The sequence below is a fragment of the endosymbiont of Ridgeia piscesae genome, assembly GCF_001443665.1.
GTDB lineage: Bacteria > Pseudomonadota > Gammaproteobacteria > Chromatiales > Chromatiaceae > Endoriftia > Endoriftia persephonae.
The window spans coordinates 64820-83842 of sequence record NZ_KQ557125.1 but is presented as its reverse complement, the minus strand read 5'-3'; the positions used below and the strand labels follow the sequence as shown (position 1 = coordinate 83842).

General features: G+C 59.8%; 16 protein-coding genes. 14 read left to right on the top strand and 2 right to left on the bottom strand.

Annotated features, from left to right (window positions below; genetic code table 11):
• The first annotated feature begins 50 nt into the window (after positions 1 to 50).
• From leuB to gspC, 12 genes are all read left to right on the top strand, one after another.
• Positions 51 to 1124, top strand: coding sequence for a 3-isopropylmalate dehydrogenase (gene leuB / locus Ga0074115_RS07295; protein ID WP_060528368.1), 1074 nt, complete (start codon positions 51 to 53; stop codon positions 1122 to 1124).
• A 105-nt stretch (positions 1125 to 1229) separates the two neighbouring features.
• Positions 1230 to 2345: an aspartate-semialdehyde dehydrogenase gene (asd, locus tag Ga0074115_RS07290; protein ID WP_057955572.1), complete on the top strand. Its 1116-nt coding sequence runs from the start codon at positions 1230 to 1232 to the stop codon at positions 2343 to 2345.
• Between the two features lie 90 nt (positions 2346 to 2435).
• Positions 2436 to 3455, top strand: a complete 1020-nt coding sequence (locus Ga0074115_RS07285) for an aspartate-semialdehyde dehydrogenase (protein ID WP_232432963.1) — start codon at positions 2436 to 2438, stop codon at positions 3453 to 3455.
• A gap of 136 nt (positions 3456 to 3591) precedes the next feature.
• Positions 3592 to 6666: a motility hub landmark protein FimV gene (locus tag Ga0074115_RS15760; protein ID WP_158294668.1), complete on the top strand. Its 3075-nt coding sequence runs from the start codon at positions 3592 to 3594 to the stop codon at positions 6664 to 6666.
• 73 nt (positions 6667 to 6739) lie between these two features.
• A complete protein-coding gene (gene truA, locus Ga0074115_RS07275; RefSeq protein ID WP_057955573.1) occupies positions 6740 to 7501 on the top strand; it encodes a tRNA pseudouridine(38-40) synthase TruA in 762 nt (253 codons plus the stop codon).
• 41 nt (positions 7502 to 7542) lie between these two features.
• Positions 7543 to 8169 (top strand): phosphoribosylanthranilate isomerase, encoded by a 627-nt coding sequence (locus Ga0074115_RS07270; RefSeq protein WP_057955574.1) that lies wholly within the window; start codon positions 7543 to 7545, stop codon positions 8167 to 8169.
• Positions 8153 to 9370, top strand: a complete 1218-nt coding sequence (gene trpB, locus Ga0074115_RS07265; RefSeq protein ID WP_057955575.1) for a tryptophan synthase subunit beta — start codon at positions 8153 to 8155, stop codon at positions 9368 to 9370. Before Ga0074115_RS07270 ends, trpB begins: the two co-directional genes overlap by 17 nt.
• Positions 9367 to 10173: a tryptophan synthase subunit alpha gene (gene trpA, locus Ga0074115_RS07260; RefSeq protein ID WP_057955576.1), complete on the top strand. Its 807-nt coding sequence runs from the start codon at positions 9367 to 9369 to the stop codon at positions 10171 to 10173. The genes trpB and trpA overlap by 4 nt, the downstream gene beginning before the upstream one ends.
• A gap of 51 nt (positions 10174 to 10224) precedes the next feature.
• Complete coding sequence (gene accD / locus Ga0074115_RS07255; RefSeq protein ID WP_005965843.1) at positions 10225 to 11085, top strand: acetyl-CoA carboxylase, carboxyltransferase subunit beta; 861 nt, start codon at positions 10225 to 10227, stop codon at positions 11083 to 11085.
• Between the two features lie 15 nt (positions 11086 to 11100).
• Positions 11101 to 12372: a bifunctional tetrahydrofolate synthase/dihydrofolate synthase gene (folC, locus tag Ga0074115_RS07250; RefSeq protein ID WP_057955577.1), complete on the top strand. Its 1272-nt coding sequence runs from the start codon at positions 11101 to 11103 to the stop codon at positions 12370 to 12372.
• A gap of 64 nt (positions 12373 to 12436) precedes the next feature.
• On the top strand, positions 12437 to 12976 hold the full coding sequence (locus Ga0074115_RS07245) for an SPOR domain-containing protein (protein WP_057955578.1): 540 nt from the start codon (positions 12437 to 12439) through the stop codon (positions 12974 to 12976).
• Between the two features lie 21 nt (positions 12977 to 12997).
• Complete coding sequence (gene gspC / locus Ga0074115_RS07240) at positions 12998 to 13933, top strand: type II secretion system protein GspC (RefSeq protein WP_057955579.1); 936 nt, start codon at positions 12998 to 13000, stop codon at positions 13931 to 13933.
• A gap of 10 nt (positions 13934 to 13943) precedes the next feature.
• On the opposite strand, the gene Ga0074115_RS07235 is transcribed toward gspC, so the two are convergent.
• Entirely contained in the window at positions 13944 to 14585 is a 642-nt protein-coding gene (locus tag Ga0074115_RS07235; RefSeq protein ID WP_006475026.1) for a gamma-butyrobetaine hydroxylase-like domain-containing protein, read from the bottom strand.
• 92 nt (positions 14586 to 14677) lie between these two features.
• Complete coding sequence (locus Ga0074115_RS07230) at positions 14678 to 15559, bottom strand: TauD/TfdA family dioxygenase (RefSeq protein ID WP_057955580.1); 882 nt, start codon at positions 15557 to 15559, stop codon at positions 14678 to 14680.
• Positions 15560 to 15644: 85 nt separating this feature from the next.
• On the opposite strand from Ga0074115_RS07230, the gene ubiT reads away from it, so the two are divergent.
• Both ubiT and Ga0074115_RS07220 read left to right on the top strand, forming a co-directional pair.
• Positions 15645 to 16127: a ubiquinone anaerobic biosynthesis accessory factor UbiT gene (gene ubiT / locus Ga0074115_RS07225; RefSeq protein WP_232432962.1), complete on the top strand. Its 483-nt coding sequence runs from the start codon at positions 15645 to 15647 to the stop codon at positions 16125 to 16127.
• A gap of 192 nt (positions 16128 to 16319) precedes the next feature.
• Positions 16320 to 19013 (top strand): phosphoribosyltransferase, encoded by a 2694-nt coding sequence (locus tag Ga0074115_RS07220; RefSeq protein ID WP_232432961.1) that lies wholly within the window; start codon positions 16320 to 16322, stop codon positions 19011 to 19013.
• Positions 19014 to 19023: the final 10 nt, after the last annotated feature.

The window sequence follows — 19023 nt, the reverse complement described above, 5'->3', positions numbered from 1 at the left end:
TGCGCTTCACTGTGAACTTTGCGTTATAAACAATGTAATTAGGATTAAATATGAGCAAAAAGATTTTGATTCTGCCGGGTGACGGCATTGGCCCCGAGATCGTCACTGAGGCGGTCAAGGTGTTGGCGACTCTGCGCGATGAGCACGGTCTCGACATCGAGATGGACGAGGCACTGGTGGGTGGTGCGGCTATCGACGCCACTGGCGGCCCGTTGCCCGACGCCACTCTGGACCTGGCGAAAGAGGCGGATGCGATCCTGCTGGGTGCGGTGGGTGGCCACAAGTGGGAGGCGCTGGATATCTCTATCCGCCCGGAGAAGGGACTGCTGGGACTGCGTTCCGAACTGAACCTGTTCGCCAATCTGCGCCCGGCGATCCTCTACCCGCAGTTGGCGGATGCCTCTACGTTGAAACCTGAGGTGGTCTCCGGGCTCGATATCATGATCGTGCGTGAGTTGACCGGCGGCATCTACTTCGGCCAGCCGCGTGGTGTGCGTGAGCTGGATAACGGCGAGCGTCAGGGCTACAACACCCTGGTCTACAGCGAGTCCGAGGTGGATCGCATCGCCCGCGTCGCCTTCGACATCGCCATGAAGCGCGGCAAGCGGCTCTGCTCGGTGGATAAAGCCAATGTGCTTGAGTGCACCGAGATGTGGCGTGAGGTTGTCACCAAGGTGGCCGAGGAGCACCCGGAGGTGGAGCTGAGTCACATGTACGTCGATAATGCCGCGATGCAGCTGGTGAAGTGGCCCAAGCAGTTCGATGTGATGGTTACCACCAACATGTTTGGTGATATTCTGTCCGATTGCGCGGCGATGCTGACCGGCTCCATCGGCATGCTGCCGTCGGCCTCGCTGGACGAGAACAGTAAGGGCATGTACGAGCCGATTCATGGCTCCGCGCCGGACATCGCCGGGCAGGGCGTGGCCAACCCGCTGGCTACTATTCTCTCGGTGGCGATGATGCTGCGCTACAGTCTGGACAAACCGGCGATGGCTGAGCGTATCGAGGCGGCGGTCAACAAGGTCCTGGACGATGGCCTGCGCACCCCGGACATCATGTCCGATGGCATGACCGAGGTCAGCTGCGAAGGCATGGGCGATGCCATAGTAGCGGTTTTGTAAATGGTTTAACCACAAAGGGCACAAAGATCACGAAGAGGTAATCAGCCTTTGGCGTGCTTTGTGTCCTTCGTGTGCTTAGTGGTAAAAAATTCTTAGGTCAAGACGATGAAACGAGTCGGATTTGTAGGTTGGCGCGGCATGGTGGGCTCGGTCCTGATGGGCCGCATGTTGGAAGAGGGTGATTTTGCCGATATCGATGAGCCGGTCTTCTTCACCACCTCCCAGGTGGGACAGGCGGGTCCGGATATCGGCCGCGAGATCCCCCTGCTGAAGGATGCCACCGACATCGACGAGCTGAAGGCGATGGATGTGATCGTCACCTGCCAGGGCGGCGGTTATACTAACGAGGTATTCCCCAAGCTGCGTGAGGCGGGTTGGGAGGGCTACTGGATTGATGCGGCCTCCAGCCTGCGCATGAAGGAGCACTCGATCATCGTGCTTGACCCGGTCAATGACAAGGTGATCCGAGACGGTCTGGCGAAGGGTGCCAAAGACTACATCGGCGGCAACTGCACCGTCAGCCTGATGCTGATGGCGATGGGCGGTCTGTTCCGCGAGGATCTGGTGGAGTGGGTCACTGCGATGACCTACCAGGCCGCCTCTGGCGCCGGTGCACGCAACATGCGCGAGCTGATCAGTCAGATGGGCAGCATCGAGGATGCGGTAGCGCCGCAGCTGGCCGATCCCGCCTCGGCAATCCTGGATATCGACCGAACTGTCGTCGAGACCATGCGCGCCGATGCATTTCCCACCGACAACTTCGGTGTGCCGCTGGCCGGCAGTCTGATCCCCTGGATCGATGTGGCGCTGGAGAATGGCCAGAGCAAGGAGGAGTGGAAGGCATTTGCCGAGACCAACAAGATCCTCGGCCGCTCCGAAAATCCGGTGGCTATCGACGGTACCTGTGTGCGCATCGGTGCCATGCGCTGCCACAGTCAGGCCCTGACCGTGAGGCTGCGCAAGGATGTGCCGATGGATGAGATCGAGTCGATACTCGCCTCCGCCAACGACTGGGTGAAGGTGATTCCCAACCAGCGGGATATTACCGTGCAGGAGCTGAGTCCGACCCAGGTTACCGGCACCCTCGCGGTACCGGTGGGGCGTTTGCGCAAGATGAACTTGGGCAGTGAATATCTCAACGCCTTCACCGTCGGCGACCAGCTGTTGTGGGGTGCTGCGGAGCCGTTGCGCCGCATGCTGCGGATCCTTCTGGAAGATTGATCGACGCAATGGCCCAGGCGCTGGGCGCTATTCAGAGCCCCGTTGGAGATAGATTCAACGGGGTTTTCTTTTTCATTATGAGGTGATGGTTTGCAGGAGAGATCGGTTGATATTGCTATCGTGGGGGCGGCCGGGTTGGTGGCGGAAGCGCTGCTGGCCGCCATCGATGCACACCCCCGGCTGAGCGGCAGTGTTGTGCTGCTGGGTGGTCCGGATGAGGTGGGCAGAGGCATCGAATTTGGTAGTCGGGAGTTGGAGATTGCCGACCTGGAACTGCACAGCTTCGATGCAACCCCGATCGTTATCTCCACCGGCGAGTCGGATGTAGCGCCGGATTGGGTGGAGCGGGCTCAGGATGCGCGTTGTATCGTGCTGGATATCGGCTCGCATCTGCGCCCGGAGTCTGACCTGGTTCCGGTGGTTGGGGCAGTGAACCCGGAGGCGCTGGAGCCTGTGTTATCGGGTGGAGTGGTGCCGTTACCAGGAAGCGCCGCGACTCAGTTTCTGACGGTGATCAAGCCACTCATCAAAACGCTCGGGGTGGAGCGGGTCTCGCTGTTTGTTGGCCAGGCGGTATCGGAGCTGGGGCGCAGCGGGGTGGAAGAGGTGGTGCGGCAGACCTCGCTGCTGCTCAATGGCAAGCCAGTCGCACCGCTGCTGTTTCCTCGCCAGATTGCGTTTAACCTGATCCCACAGGGTGGCGAGCGTTTGTCGGGCGGGATGAGCAAGATGGAGGCCGATCTGCTGGATGTCTGTCAGCTTGTCCTGGGGCGATCTTGTCCGTCAATCAGTGTTAGCGCCGCTTGGGTGCCAGTCTTTTTCGGCCACTCGATGGCGCTGCACTGCACGGCCTCTCAACCTGTGGCTCAGCAGATGATCGAGAGCTGTCTGGCGCAGGCGGATGGCATTGAGTTGATCGATGCTGATAGTCAGGGGCCCTCTCCGGTTGGTGATGCCTCTGGTGGTGCGTCTGTGCTGGTTGGCCGCTTCGTGTGTAGAACAGAGAATCCAACTGAATTCTCACTTTGGGCAGTTGCCGACAACCTGCGTTCCGGTATTGCGGCGAATGTCTTGAAGATTCTAGAGATTTTGGTAAAAGGCCACTTGTAAGCTATAGTTAGGCCAGATTTATTACCCTTATTCTTGATGGAGATTCGGAACAGATGTCTATATGTTCCGACGGTTTTTTGTATGCGGAAACGTCCAATCTGCCCGTGGGTTGCGTTCGCTTTGGCGAGGAGGAAGCATGATTCGTAAGCTGTCCCTGGCAGTGGCCATTGCGGCGGCGCTATCGCCGTTTGTGGCCAACGCTCTCGGGCTTGGAGAGATCCAGACCAAGTCAGTACTTAATCAGGAATTTAAAGCTGATATAGAACTGCTCTCTATCGACAAGGGTGAAATCCAGGGAGTCAAGGTTGAACTTGGGTCAGCTAAGGATTTCGAACGGGCTGGTATCGAGCGTTCGCTCATGTTGTCGGGGCTCAGGTTCGAGCCTGTCATCCTGTCTGATGGTCGGGCGGTTATTCGTGTCACCAGCGGCGCTCCTGTCCGTGAGCCTTTTTTGAATTTTCTCGTGGAAGTGAACTGGCCGAAAGGTCGTCTCATCAGGGAGTACACCGTGCTCCTGGACCCGCCCGTCATATTGAAACGCAAACCCACACCGGTGGCGGCGCCTACAGTCACCCGCCGTTTGCCGGTCCAGCCTGCCAGTGCGGCTGGCGAGGGCGCTCGTCAGGTGGTCGAAGAGGGGGCTAGGGAGTATGGCCCGATCGCGCGGAATGATTATCTGTGGCGCATCGCCAGCAAGATGCGCCGTTCGGGGGAAACCACCGAACAGGTAATGATGGCGTTGCTGCGCTACAACCCCAATGCCTTTATCGGCAACAATGTCAATCGGCTGAAAGCGGGCAAGATTTTACGGCTGCCGGCAGATGCGAATGTACAGGCTCTGTCACACCGCGAGGCCCGTGAGGAGTTTCTTGCTCAGACATCCGCTTGGCGGGCGAAAAGCGCAAAGGCAAAGTCGGCTGCGGCTGATGCCGCCTCGACCTCCGAAGGTGCTGCACAGGAAATCGCCTCGACCGCGGCAAAACCCAAGCCCAAGCAGGATCGCATCAAGCTGATCTCCGCCAAGCCTGATGCCCAGGAAGCGGTCGATCGTGAAGGTAAAGCGGCGGCTGCAAAAAAGATAGATGAGCTGCAGAAGCAGGTTCTGCTGATGCGTGAAACCAATGAGAGTACGCGTCAGGAAGGCGAGGAGATGCGCGCCCGGATTCACGAGTTGGAGTCGCAGCTCGTTGATATTCAGCGCTTGTTGACACTCAAGAGCGATCAACTGGCACAGCTGCAGTTGGCTCAGCAGGAGGCTGCAGAAGAGGCACGAAGAGCTGCGGAGGCAGCTCGTGAGAAGGCCGAAGCTCTCGCGGCGGCAGTGTCTGAACCTGAAGCAGTGAAGCCCGCCGTTTCGGCGCCTGAGTCGGCTATGCCAGAGGTTGCTCAGCCTGAAATGGTGGTGATTCCACCAGGAACGCACATCGAAGAGGTAGACATCGAGGCCTCAATCGAAGCAGCGATGAAAGATGCAGTGGCAACCAAGCCTGTTGCGCCCGCTGCTGAAGTGGTTCCACCGCAAACGGTAATGCCAGAGACAATCGCACCGGCAGAAATGGAACCGACGGTGGTGGTAGAGCCGCAAGCTCCTGTAGTGGAGAGTAAGCCGCAAGCAGTGTCGGAAGTGGCGGTAGCGCCAGAAGCGACCGCAGAGCCGGAAAAGCCTGAAACAAAAGGCCTGATTGAGGTAATGGGTGGCAATACCACTGTCGTTGCTGGTCTGGTTGGCGGTGTCGCCGTGTTGCTGCTTGGTGTGATGGCACTGGCGATGCGCCGTCGAAAGGAGGCGGAAGCCGAGTTCGAGGAGAGCATCCTGATCGTGCCGGAGGCCGATGCCAGTTCACCGTCAGCTGCCGAGATGGGGGATGGGCCGGTCAATGAGCCGACCGATGAAACCTCCTTCATGAGCGACTTCACGCCCAGCGATATCGATGCTCTGCAGGATGAGACTGGTGAGGTCGATCCGATCTCTGAGGCTGATGTCTATATCGCCTATGGTCGTTACCAACAGGCGGAAGAACTTATCAAGCAGGCAATTGAGAAGTCTCCCGAGCGTCTTGAGCTGAAAGAGAAACTGCTTGAGATCCACTACTCAGCAAAAGACACTACAGCGTTTAATGAAGCTGCAGTTGCAATGCACCAGGAAGGTATAGCCGAGAGCGACACCGACTCCTGGAAAAAGATCGCCCGTATGGGGCGAGAGCTGGATCCCGAGAATGTACTCTATGAGTCGGCGCTAGACAGTGATGAGGAGGTCTCTGCCGGTGATGAGATGGATGATCTGGGGCTGGAGCTGGAGAGTGGTTTTACTGACTCCTCACGACTTGAGAGCATTCCATCGGCGATAATCAGCAGTGACCGGCCGGCTCCGGATGGCGAGACCGAGATCGATCTCGATAGTATGGAGATTGGTGAGCTCAAAGATTTTTCTGAGACCATCTCCATTGACTCAGAGGCTCTTGGTGTCAGTGAGATGGCAGCACCGGAGGAGGTCTCCAGGGAAGAGGCCGCCCCTCAAACTGTCACAGAGTCCCAGGCGTTAGGTTCGGTGCCGGGGCTTGATGTTGCTGAGGCGGATTCGAGCCTGGCCCGCGAACTGGAAGCGGCGGTGGAAGAGATGCAGGCAGAGTCGGTTGTGGGCCTGGCGGTTGACACCGAAACGCTCGATATCGATCTGGATACCCTTGACCTGGATGAGCTGGATGCCGACGATAGCACCCAGATCGAATTGCCCCATGATCTGTCTGACCAGCTGAACAAACTGGATCAGATGGGGGGCGCTGGTGATGATACGAGCGAATTGAGCAATCTTGACCTGAGTGCTGCTATGACGGACTCGGCAGACACAGGGGATTCACTTACTCTCGGTGATGATTCAGAGTCGCTTGATGATCTGGATCTGGCCAGCCTGGAGCGGGAGCTTGAATCGCTCTCTGATGATCTGGATAACGAGGAGAATGGCAGCGAGAGCTTTGAATCAAGCAGTGCCTTTGGCGAGGCAGACGACAGCATCGCGCCGATCTCCTTGACCTTCGATGAAGGGATCGAGTTGGGTGGTGAAGATGAGGTTAACACCAAGATGGATTTGGCCCGTGCCTATCTCGATATGGGTGACGAAGAGGGCGCAAAGAATCTTCTCGACGAAGTGATTGCAGAGGGCTCATCCGTACAAAAGCAGGCGGCGCAATCGCTGCTGGGACAGCTCTCTTAAGCCTGATACTTTAACGACAATGATCGATTACAGGGCGCACACTGTGCGCCCTTTTTGTTGCGGCACAGACAAGATGAAAATCGCACTGGGAGTTGAGTATGACGGCAGCGGTTTCAACGGCTGGCAGAAGCAGAGTCACGCGCGCAGCGTGCAAGAGGATCTGGAGGCGGCGCTGTCACGCGTTGCCGATCAACCGGTGCGAGTGCACTGCGCGGGACGCACCGATACCGGCGTGCATGGTACCGGTCAGGTAGTCCATTTTGAGACCACGGCAGAACGGCCGCCTCGCGCCTGGGTGCTGGGCAGCAACGTCAACCTGCCTAATGATGTTAGTGTCAGCTGGGCTCGGCAGGTGGCAGACGATTTCCATGCACGTTTTTCGGCAACCGGGCGACACTATCGCTACCTTATCCTCAATCGGGGTACCCGTTCCGCACTGTGGCGCAATCGGGCGACCTGGCACCATCATCCGCTGGATGAGCATCGCATGCACCAGGCGGCACAGGCATTGGTGGGTACCCACGACTTCTCCTCCTATCGCGCCCTGGGGTGTCAGGCAAAGCATCCGGTGCGAACCATTCATCGTCTCGATGTGAGCCGGCAGGGGGAGATGGTCGCCATTGAGGTTTACGCCAATGCTTTTTTGCATCATATGGTGCGCAACCTCGCTGGAGTGTTGATGGCGATTGGTCAGGGTAAGCAGGAGGTCTCCTGGGCGGAGGAGATCCTGCAGTTACGCGACAGACGCAAGGGTGGTGTGACGGCGCCGCCCCACGGACTCTACTTGACCAAGGTGGACTATCCGGAAAAATTCCAGTTGCCGGATAGGCGCTGACGTGGCGCGCTGCGGCGCTATCCTGTATCTTCTGCCCCCTTATGAGAACACGGGTCAAAATCTGCGGCATCACCCGGACTGAAGACGCGTTGGCGGCGGTGCAAAGTGGCGCCGATGCGATCGGCTTGGTCTTCTATCCGCCAAGCCCGAGGGCGGTGGATCTGGATCAGGCGAGCCAAATCGTGGCGCAGTTGCCACCCTTTGTCAGCGTGGTTGGTCTGTTTGTCGATGAGTCAGCTGAGCGGATTGCAGAGATCCTTGCCCGGGTTCCACTCGGCCTGTTGCAGTTTCATGGCAACGAGACACCGGCCCAGTGCGGTGGGCATGGTAGGCCCTGGATCAAAGCGATCCGTATGCGTGGCGGAGTGGATCTGCTGGCCGAGGCTGAGCGGTTTGCGGATGCTGCCGGTCTGTTGCTTGACAGCTACCAGCCTGGCAAGCCCGGTGGCACCGGCAGCACATTTAGCTGGGATCGGATTCCATTGGAACTGGCACCAAACATCATCCTTGCGGGCGGCCTGGATCCGTTCAATGTAGAGTCTGCAGTACGCCAGGTGCGTCCCTATGCGGTGGACGTCAGTGGTGGCGTTGAGCAGACCAAAGGCATCAAAGATGCCGACAAGATTGCAGCCTTCATCGAGGGAGTAAAACGTGGCGACGACTGCTGAAAAGATTATCGGAACACTGCCGGACGAGCGCGGCCACTTTGGCCCCTACGGCGGCCTGTTTGTGGCAGAAACTCTGATGGAGCCGCTGCAAGAACTGCGCCTCGCCTACGAGCGCTACATGCAGGACCCTGATTTCATCAAAGAGCTGGATGCGGATCTGGCCAACTATGTCGGCCGTCCTTCACCGCTCTACCATGCCGAGCGCCTCTCCCGTGAACTGGGTGGCGCGCAGATCTACCTCAAGCGCGAGGATCTGAATCACACCGGCGCCCACAAAATCAACAACACCATCGGCCAAGCGCTGCTCGCCAAACGCATGGGCAAGACCCGCATCATCGCCGAGACCGGCGCTGGCCAGCACGGTGTGGCAACTGCCACCGTGGCTGCGCGGCTGGGCCTGGAGTGCGTGATCTACATGGGCGCGGTGGATGTGGTGCGGCAGGAGGCCAACGTCTACCGCATGAAGCTGCTGGGTGCTGAGGTGCGGGCCGTCGAATCGGGTTCCAAGACCCTGAAAGATGCCCTCAACGAGGCGATGCGTGACTGGGTTACCAACATTGATGACACCTTCTACATCATCGGCACCGTGGCCGGCCCCCACCCCTATCCGGCGATGGTGCGCGATTTTCAGACCGTGATTGGCCGCGAGGCCCGCGAGCAGATTCAGGCACAGGCCGGCCGCCTGCCCGATGCACTGGTGGCCTGTGTTGGCGGTGGCTCCAACGCGATCGGCCTGTTTTATCCCTTCCTCGACGATGCTGAGGTAGCGATCTACGGTGTCGAGGCGGCGGGCGACGGTCTTGAGACCGGCCATCACGCCGCGCCGCTCTGTGCCGGCCAGCCCGGCGTGCTGCATGGCAATCGTACCTATCTGATGGAAGACAAGGATGGCCAGATCATCGAGACCCACTCGATCTCCGCCGGCCTGGACTACCCGGGGGTTGGACCCGAGCACGCTTGGCTGAAGGACAGCGGCCGCGCCCAGTATGTGGCGATCAGCGATGACGAAGCGCTGGCGGCATTCCATCAGCTGACCAGGGTGGAGGGCATCATCCCGGCGCTGGAGTCGAGCCATGCGCTTGCCTATGCTGCCAAACTGGCGCCGACCATGCGGCGGGATCAGATCATCCTGGTTAATCTCTCCGGACGGGGTGACAAGGACATGCATACCGTGGCGGCACGGGAGGGGATCGTGATATGAGTCGTATCGAGACAAAATTTCAGCAGCTGCGCGAGGCGGGCAGGAAGGCGCTGATCCCCTTCATCACCGCTGGCGATCCTGGTCCCGGCATCACCGTGCCGCTGATGCACGAGCTGGTGCGCAGCGGTGCTAGCCTGCTCGAGCTGGGTGTGCCTTTCTCCGATCCGATGGCTGACGGGCCGGTGATCCAGCGTGCCAGCGAGCGGGCACTGGAGCACCAGGTCAGCCTGCACGACGTGCTCGATATGGTGGCGGAATTTCGCCAGCAGGATCAGCAGACCCCGGTGGTGCTGATGGGCTATCTCAACCCGATCGAGATCATGGGCTATGCAGCGTTCGCAGAGGCCGCCGCCAAGGCCGGTGTGGACGGGGCGCTGGTAGTCGATATCCCGCCGGAGGAGGGCGAGGAACTGCTGCAGGCGCTGCGCCAGCAACAGCTCGACCAGATCTATCTGCTCGCCCCCACCAGCACTGCCGAGCGGATCAGTAAGGTCACTGCTGCCGCGAGTGGCTTTGTCTACTATGTCGCGATCAAGGGTGTCACCGGCGCCAGTCACCTCGATCTCGACTCGGTGGCTGAGAAGATCGGAGAGATCCGCACCGCCACCGATCTGCCGGTCGGTGTCGGTTTTGGCATCAAGGATGCCGAGACCGCTGCCGCCATGTCGCGGATTGCCGATGCGGTGGTGGTTGGCAGTGCGCTAGTATCACGGGTCGAGGCGCTGGCCGACACCCCCAAAGCGATCGCACCGGCGCTGGGCAGCCTGCTAAGCGAGATGCGTGCGGCGATGGACCGGGCCTGATCCGTTCATCATCCACTGACTTTCTGATATCTATTATGTAGACTCTGCGTCATGAGCTGGTTTGAGAAATTAATGCCGAGCCGCATTCGTACCGATGGCGGCAACAAGCGGGCGGTACCCGAAGGTTTATGGACCAAGTGCCCAGGGTGTAACGCGATCCTCTATCGTGCCGAGATGGAGCGCAATCTGGATGTCTGTCCCAAGTGCAACCACCATAATCGGATTGGTGCGCGGCGGCGTCTCGACACCTTCCTTGACGAGGCGCCGAGGGAAGAGATCGCGGCCAATCTGGAGTCGTTAGATCCGCTGAAGTTCAAGGACAGCAAGAAGTACAAAGATCGCATCGTGCAGGCACAGAAAAACTCCGGCGAGAAGGATGCGATGCTGGTGATGCGCGGTCAGCTGAAGGGGGTCGATCTGGTCGTCGCCGCCTTTGAGTTCAGCTTCATGGGCGGCTCGATGGGCTCGGTGGTGGGGGAGAAATTCGCCCGTGCCGTGAGTGTGGCGCTGGAGCGCAACATCCCCCTGGTCTGCTTCTCCGCCAGCGGCGGCGCGCGCATGCAGGAGTCGCTCTTTTCCCTGATGCAGATGGCCAAGACCAGTGCCGCTCTGGAGCGGTTGCAGAAGCGTGGCCTGCCCTTCATCTCGGTAATGACCGACCCCACCATGGGCGGTGTCTCTGCCAGTCTGGCGATGCTGGGTGATGTCAATGTCGCCGAGCCCAACGCTCTGATCGGCTTTGCCGGTCCCCGGGTGATCGAGCAGACGGTGCGCGAGACCCTCCCTGAAGGGTTCCAGCGCAGTGAGTTTCTGCTGGATAAGGGCGCCATCGACATGATCGTCGACCGGCGTGACATGCGTGACCGCATCGCCGATCTGCTGAGTATCTTTACCCACGCCACCCGCCCCTGAGTCCACGGCTACGCCATGCGTTTCACCTCCCTGGCCGAGTGGCTGGCGTGGCAGGCGTCGCTCCACCCCGAGTCGATCGAACTGGGTCTGGAGCGGGTTGCCTCGGTGTGGCGGCGAATGCGGCCGACGGGGCTGCAGAGCACTGTTATCACGGTTGCCGGCACCAACGGCAAGGGCTCCTGTGTTGCGCTGCTGGAGTCGATCTACCGCAGTGCCGGTTACACCACTGGTAGCTACACTTCTCCCCACCTGATTTGCTACAACGAGCGGGTGCGCCTGAATGGTGCGCCGGTGAGCGATCAGCGTCTCTGTCAGGCGTTCGAGCGGGTCGATCAGGCAAGGCAGGGGATCTCCCTGACCTACTTTGAATTCGGCACCCTGGCGGCGCTGGAGATCTTTGCCGAGTCGCAGCCACAGGTGGTGATCCTCGAGGTGGGGCTGGGTGGACGGCTGGACGCGGTCAACATCATCGATCCCGATCTGGCCCTGATCACCACAGTGGATATCGACCATACTGCTTGGTTGGGAGAAGAGCGGGAGCAGATCGGCCGGGAGAAGGCGGGCATCATGCGAGCGGGAATCCCGGTGGTGCTGGCGGATGCCGATATGCCGGCGTCCGTTGTGCAACATGGTGAAGCGTTGGGGGCGCGGCTGTTCCAGCTGGGCAGCGCGTTTCGCGCCAGCCCATGTGGGCAGAGCTGGGACTGGTTTGGACCGGACCAGGTCGAGCGGGATCTGCCCTTGCCTGCCCTCGCCGGAGCGTTTCAGCGTTCCAATGCGGCGGCAGTGATCAGTGCAGTCAAGCTGCTGGAATCGCATCTGCCGGTCAGTCGTCAGGCGTTGGAGACGGGGCTGAGCGGGGTGCGATTGCAGGGGCGCATGCAGTTGCTGGCAGGTACGCCGCCTGTGTTGCTCGATGTGGCGCATAATCTTCAGGCTGCGACCGCGCTGAAGCAGCGCATCGAGGCGCTGGGCATCAAGGGTGAGGTGCGGGCGGTGTTTGGCATGCTTGCTGACAAGGATGCGGCAGGCGTGATCGCGCTGCTGCAGCCGCTGGTCGATCGCTGGTGCATTGTGGCGACGGATGAGTCTGGGCGGGCACGTCAGACCGGGGAGCTTGGGGCCCTGTTCCGGCGCTCGGCAGTCGAGTCGTCGGTCGAACCCCACGAAAGCATTGCAGCTGCCCTGCAAGCGGCCAGTGCGGGCCTGGGGGCAGATGATCTGGTGGTGGTGTTCGGCTCGTTTCAGATCGTTGGCGACGCGTTGCACAGATTGGGCCAGGAGTGACAGAAGCGCCTGGCTTTGTTGATATACTTCGACAGGTCTGACGACAAAAGGGCGGATAAAGATTTTGCGCGAGCGGCTGAAACAGAGACTGGTGGGTGGCGCCGTACTGGTCTCACTGGTGGTGATCTTTGTGCCGATGCTGCTGGAGCAGCCGATCGATACCGAGCGAGTGTTTCAGGGGGATCGGATACCGCCGCGTCCTCCGGAGCCGGTGATGCGCCATGAGAACGGTGATATTCTGCCAGGTCTGATGCCGCCGGAAGATCGCTCGCCCGAGGTTGGCGGGGCGCCTGCCGTGGTCGATGATCCTACATCTGAACCCCCAATTTACAAACAAGAAGGACGGATCGAAAGAGCGGTCCCGAGCGCCTGGATGATCCAGGTGGCCAGCTTTCGTAAGCGCGCCAATGCGGAGGCGCTGGTATCACGATTGCGCAAGGCTGATCTGCCGGGCACCCTGAAAAAAGCTACAGTAGATGGGAAGAGGGTCTATCGGGTGCAGGTCGGTCCGGAGGTCGATAAAAAGCTTGCGGAGCAGATGGCCGCGAAGATCAAAAAAAGATTCAAACTTAGGGTGTCGCTGCGCCGCTACAGCGGAGGGTGATCCGGGCAGAACGGAACAACTATGGATATCTCCATCTCATTGCAACGGGTGTTTGGTTCGCTTCTCGATCAGCGACAGGTGCCCGCCTGGCTCGCCCCGCTGATGAAACAGGTCTTGCCAAAGGCAGCGGTGGTCATCCTTGTGCTGTTGATCTCCGAATTGGCAGCGCGCATCACCTGGTCGCTGATCCCGGAGCCCGCCACACAGACAATCACGCTGCAGACCCAGCAGAGCGCGGTCCCTGAAAAAGAGACGTTGGATATCGCCAAGGAGGCACGGCGCCTCGCCTCCCTGCATCTGTTTGGCCGCCCGGGGGTGATCAAGAGCAACTCCGCTAAGGTGATCCAGAAGAGTGCACCGGAGACCCGCCTGAATCTGACCCTGCATGGAGTATTTGTCGATGACAACCCGGAGAAGGGGGCGGCGATCATCGGCAAGGCTGGCTCGAAGCAGGATCACTATAAGGTTGGGGCCAACATCAAAGGCGTGGGTGGTGTGAAACTTCAGGCGGTCTACAACGACCGGGTGGTGCTGTTGCGAAACGGCCAGTCAGAAGTGCTGCGATTCCCCAAGACAAAGGGGGGTGGCATCTCCACCCAGGGTAGGCGTCCCCGCCTCTCCGGGAACGCCGGCAATACCGCTGCCAACACCTCACTGCGCAGCTACAAGGATCTGTTTCAGAAAGAGCCGCTGAAGATCATGCAGCACCTGCGCTTTGTCCCGGTGCGCTCGGGGAAAAAATTGAAGGGTTACCGGCTGCTGCCGCAGAAGGACAGGAAGCTCTACAATCGTCTCGGCGTTCGCCCATCCGATCTGGTGACGGCGGTAAACGGGATCCCGCTGGATGACGAGAGGCAGGCCTTCAAGCTGCTTGATACCCTGAAAAAGGCAGAGCAGCTTGAAGTCACCATCCTACGTCAGGGCAATGTGCAGTCTCTCAGCTTCAGCCTGAAATAGTTTCGTCGCGTTACATGCTCGGTGTGGCCGGTGGGGTTGGGGAGAGCGGGATCAGACCCACCTCATCGCCATCCTCTAGCAGTGTGAAGGACTCCGCGAACTGTTTATTGACGGTTGGGCGGATCGATTCCATCTCAAGCATGTCCGCCCGGTCGGGACGGCGCCGACGCAGCAGCGTCAGCAGTGTTTCGATATTGCTGACCGAGGCGGGAAGAATCATCTCTTCGCTCTGTTTTCCCAGTTTCTGCACCAGCCAGGAGAAATAGTAGATGGTGATGCGCCGGTCGGTCTCCACTTCGGATGCGCCGCGCTGATAGCCGATCGCCTCAAGCCGCTGCAGGTATGCCTGCCACTTCGTCTCCCATTGCTGCCCCAACTCGTAGAGGGTTTCCCAGGAGTAGATGCCTGTGTCGTGGCCGTCATCGAAGATCAGACGGATTGCATATTGCCCCTGGGGCTCGATGCGCTTGATGTTGACTGATTCCTTACCCGTTACCGGTTCACTGCTCGCTTTTACCTCCGCCGCAGGGGAGAAGACCCGCAGATATTCGCTGGGGTAATCAAAACTGGCTCCATCGGAGAAACTGATAGTCAGCTTGCGTGACTTCTGGTGCAGATTGATCTCCAAGGGGATCGGGGTCTCGTTACTCATTTCATCAACCTGATCGATAGCGGCCAAGGCGCGGGATGGTGACACAGAATGTTGGCAGGGTTCAACCGGCGGTGGTAGGAAAGGTTTCCGGCTCAGGTGCCCTGGATGCGGTCGAAATAGCGCGCGCGATAGAGCAGTCGTTGGGATTCGTCCTCGTTGAAGCCGCTGCGAGTGTGCAGGACGTTGTTGCTCAGCAGTCCCTGGCCAGCATCCAGCTTGCCGCGGAAGTGCCAGGGTGAGGGAATATTCAGCAGCGCTTTGAGATAGTTGACGGCTTCTGCCAGCAGCGGATCTGTCCGCCACTCGATGCTGCGTGAGCGGTCGGTATAGCGCATGTGTAGATGGCCGTCTGAGGCGATCGAAAAGACCGGGCCGCTGCGTGCCGGACGCAGGATCTCGCCGTCGACTTGGTTGGCGGGGATGGTCATGGCTTGCGGGTGCATCAGGGCCTGGATGTAGGCGGGTTGGTGATCCCGGATCTGCAGGTAGACGATCTCGTGATCGAGCAGGTCGTTTTCCCCTCCCTTTGCAGCCGGCTCGACACAGTGCAGCAGCAGACCGTGGATCTGCTTCTCTGGCTGGTTGTAGTAGCCGTCGGTGTGCCAGGCGATAGGACGGTTGCTGTAGGGGATGTATCCTCGGTGCAGCGCATCAGGCTGGACGGTGAGTGAGGTGATGGCGTCATTGTCGGCACACATGTTGTGATCGAGACGGTGCAGGCCAAATCGCTCGCCCAGCCGGCGGATGATGTTCTTGTCTGAATCGTGTCCTGAGAGTCCAGCCCAGATCGCCATGTTACTTTTGCGACAGCAGGTCATCAGGGCGTCGTATTCGCTCTGGCGCAGATCACGGGGATTGCCGATCTCCACGATCAGTTGGTCCAGGCTGGTTGGGTAGTCTGTCAGCTTCTGCTCACGCCAGCGTTTGTAGGCCTCGTTGTTGGCGAGGTCGAAGGGATTCCGTTGCTTTGTCATGATCCGCAAATTGTCGCAGATATCGGTCACTGTTGTTATGATCAGCAACCTGTTGTCCAGCCGCTTTTCAGAGGTAGTGGGTCCGATGATAAACCAAATCGCCAAACGTCCGCGTCTCCCCAAGCCGCTTGCCCTGCCCGGTCGGCTGATTCCGGAGCGCCTGCACAGCCTGATCCTGAGCCGGCTGCTGAATCGTCTGCTGGTTATCGAACGTGAGGAGGGGGAACTTGACTTTCTCGAGGGGCGCAGTGTGAGGATCAAGGTGAGCGATGCAGGCATTAGCTACCTGCTCTCACTGGAAGAGGGGATGATCAGAGAGTTGTCAGTGAAGGATGAGGCGGACCTGACCGTCAGCGGCACCGCCTACGATTTTCTGCTGCTGCTCTCCGGCCGTGAGGATCCGGATACCCTGTTTTTTCAGCGCCATCTGCAGATGGTGGGCGATACTGATCTGGGCGTGCACCTGAAAAACATGCTGGCCGCTCTAGACCCTGACTCCTTGCCGCTGCCGGGTAGCTTTCAGCCCATGCTGCAGCGTTGTCTCAGTGCTTACGAGCGTTTTGCCTGATCTATCTTCCTGTCGGCTGCCGTAGCGGCCTCGCTGTCTGGCGGGGTGGCGTGATCCTCCTCCCAAAATCGCTGAACCCAAGGCGATATGCAGGCTATCTGACAGGAAAATGTGACTTCATCACTTAAGCCCCCTGCCTTTGCCACCGATACTTCGGGTGTCATTTTTATAGGCCATCCTGTGGGTAGAGTCATGAAGCTGTTACGTACCATCGCCGCGATCACCCTCTCCACCAGCCTGCTTGCCGCCTGTGGTGGCGGCGGTGGAGCGGTCAGCACACCGGTCGGGGAGACTGGCGGAACCTCCAGTCGTGTCGCCTTTGACGGCAGTGTTGGTGACGGCCCGGTGGTTGGTGCCACTGTCAGCATCCGCGACCGCAACTTTCAGCTGCTCGCCACCACCAGCAGTACCGACCGGGCCAGCTTCAACTTCGACGGTGAGATCGCCGACAGCGCCTTCCCGCTGATTATCGAGGCGACCGAGGGCACCGACCTGGTGACCAATGCCGCCCCCGACTTTGTTCTCAGCGGGGTAGTGATGACACCCTCGCAGACGCGGGTCAACCTAACGCCGCACACCACCATGATGGTGAAGAGCGCACTGGCGATGGAGGGTGGGCTGACACAAGCCAACCTGGAGCGCGCCAGAAGCGCTGTCACCACCCGCCTCAACTTTGGTCTGGATACCAGCAAGGTGCCCGATCCGATGAGCGCCGAGGTGACTATCGACAATGTCACCGAGGTGACCCTGTCGAGCGAGGTGTTCGGCGAGATGGCACGTCGCACCGCCTACTGGATAGGCGGTAATGTCAGCGAGGATGATATCTTCACCGCGCTGGCCGCCGACCTGGTCGATTCGGCACTGGATGGCCGCGGTGCCGAGGGTACCGTGGCACGCTACACTGCGATCGCCCATGTGGTCAGCGCCCAGGTGTTGATTGAGGCGATGCTCGACGGCCTGCAGGTCAACAACCAGCCGGCCAATGCTGCCTTGGATAGCGCCATCAACCGGGTGCTCAGTACCGCTGATCGTTCAGTACGCCGCTCGGTGAGCGAGGTCAACGTCAACAGCCTGATGCTCAGCCAGGCTCAGGCGGCCTTGGCCGCCGCCCAAGCGATCGACCCGAACATCCCGCTGGGCGATCTGCTGAGCCTGCTGAGCGGGCTGCAGAACGGCACTGCGGGCAATGCCGGTGAGGCACTCAGCAACGCCGGGGTCGACAGCTCGCTGAGCAACGGCCTAGATCAGACCATTTCCATCGTCGCTAACAGCAACAACAGCGGCGTTGAGCAGGTCAATCAGGTGGCCAGCGGCAGTTCGAGCGGTAGTAACAGTTCCAACAGCGGTAGCGAGGTTGCTTCCGCCAGCACCTCGACTGGAGGTGGCGTCACATCAAGCGGGGCTGGTGGCAGTACCACGGCTGGTGACTCTTCCGGTAATGTCCCCACTGGTGGTTCATCCGGTGAGAGCGGCAGCAGCACGAGCAGTGGCTCATCCGGGGACGGTGCCGGCTCTTCGGCTGGAAACAGCGGTGAGACCTTGTATGTTGATATACAGCTGCCCGGCGACTGCGCTAGCTATTCGATCGCCAAACGCAACTGCTCCGGCAATGATGGCGATGCCTACCCCAGTATCCGCGATGCCATTGCCGTTGCCCAGGTTGGCCAGACAGTCTTGGTGCGCAGTGGTATCTACCCTGTTGCCTCCTCCGATGAGGTGGTTATCGACGTACAGGGGCTGACCCTGGCGGGGTATGGCGATGAGCGCCCGGTGATAGAGGGCGCAGGGTTTCCCTATGATGCCCAGTCCAATGAACGCACCACACTACTGCGCATCGCCGCCGATGACGTCACAGTGCGCCAGTTCGAGATCCGTGAGTGTCCCTATGAGTGTGCTGGTTTCAACAAGGATGTAAGCGGCGCCCTGGTGGAAGAGATCTACGCCCATCACGGCTGGTACTCCCTGTTTCGCATCCGTGGTAGCCACAATACCCTGCGCTACTCTGAGTTTGCTCACAGCGCCCATGGGGGCGGTGTAATGATTCGGCCGGATGACCAGTCGGTACCGATTAACGAGAACCTGGTCTACCGGGTCATCTCCCACCACAACGGCAGGTATTCGGATGGTCGTAAGTCCCCGGAGGTGCCGGGTGATCCTGGCGGCGGTGGTAACTCAGACGGCATGGGGGCATCCAAGTTTTGCTCCGACAATCTCTCAAGCAACGTCTGTCGCCGTAACAAGGTGGTGGAGGTGATCGTCTGGCACAATGCGGACGACGGCTTCGACTTCTCTATGTCCGAGTCGCTCTACCAGGGCCTGATCTCCTTTGACAACGGTCCGGCGGGACAGCGTAACTACAAGATCTTGCGTGGTGAAGACCAGGCAGCTAACGCCAATACCTATCTCGGTTGTGTCTCGCTGGGTACCGGCAGCCCGGAGCATTGCTCGCTCAATGAGTGTCCTTTGCGGGGCTTTGAACTGCGGGGTGCGGCCAATGCCTATCATATCCTGGCGACGGGAGCGGGCAGCCACAATTTTATGGGGGCCTCGGCAACGGGTGAGGTGGTCAACAGTGTGGCCTGGGGCGCTAGTGATTTTACCTACGGCAGCAATATGAGCCACCAGGCCAACTCTGAGGTCTCGGGGGGGCTCTCCCGGTTCGTGCCCAATCTGGATCTGCCGGAAGGCATCAGTATCCGCGAACGCTGGGCCTACATGCACAACCAGTTCCGCAGCGCCTTCACACCCCCAGCCGGTTCAGCTCTGATCGATGCCGGTGTCCATCTCTCCGCTATCCACTGTCCCGAGCCGGGGCCTGGCGATGGGGAGTGCCGCGAGTGGAGCGGTCAGGCACCCGATATTGGCGCCTTTGAATCCGGTCTGTAGCCTGATCGCC

Bases quoted from the DNA above. Each gene is read 5' to 3' on its own strand.
- leuB (WP_060528368.1), top strand. From the start codon at position 51: ATGAGCAAAAAGATTTTGATTCTGCCGGGTGACGGCATTGGCCCCGAG.
- asd (WP_057955572.1), top strand. From the start codon at position 1,230: ATGAAACGAGTCGGATTTGTAGGTTGGCGCGGCATGGTGGGCTCGGTC.
- Ga0074115_RS15760 (WP_158294668.1), top strand. From the start codon at position 3,592: ATGATTCGTAAGCTGTCCCTGGCAGTGGCCATTGCGGCGGCGCTATCG.
- truA (WP_057955573.1), top strand. From the start codon at position 6,740: ATGAAAATCGCACTGGGAGTTGAGTATGACGGCAGCGGTTTCAACGGC.
- Ga0074115_RS07270 (WP_057955574.1), top strand. From the start codon at position 7,543: ATGAGAACACGGGTCAAAATCTGCGGCATCACCCGGACTGAAGACGCG.
- trpA (WP_057955576.1), top strand. From the start codon at position 9,367: ATGAGTCGTATCGAGACAAAATTTCAGCAGCTGCGCGAGGCGGGCAGG.
- accD (WP_005965843.1), top strand. From the start codon at position 10,225: ATGAGCTGGTTTGAGAAATTAATGCCGAGCCGCATTCGTACCGATGGC.
- folC (WP_057955577.1), top strand. From the start codon at position 11,101: ATGCGTTTCACCTCCCTGGCCGAGTGGCTGGCGTGGCAGGCGTCGCTC.
- gspC (WP_057955579.1), top strand. From the start codon at position 12,998: ATGGATATCTCCATCTCATTGCAACGGGTGTTTGGTTCGCTTCTCGAT.
- Ga0074115_RS07235 (WP_006475026.1), bottom strand. From the start codon at position 14,585: ATGAGTAACGAGACCCCGATCCCCTTGGAGATCAATCTGCACCAGAAG.
- Ga0074115_RS07230 (WP_057955580.1), bottom strand. From the start codon at position 15,559: ATGACAAAGCAACGGAATCCCTTCGACCTCGCCAACAACGAGGCCTAC.
- ubiT (WP_232432962.1), top strand. From the start codon at position 15,645: ATGATAAACCAAATCGCCAAACGTCCGCGTCTCCCCAAGCCGCTTGCC.
- Ga0074115_RS07220 (WP_232432961.1), top strand. From the start codon at position 16,320: ATGAAGCTGTTACGTACCATCGCCGCGATCACCCTCTCCACCAGCCTG.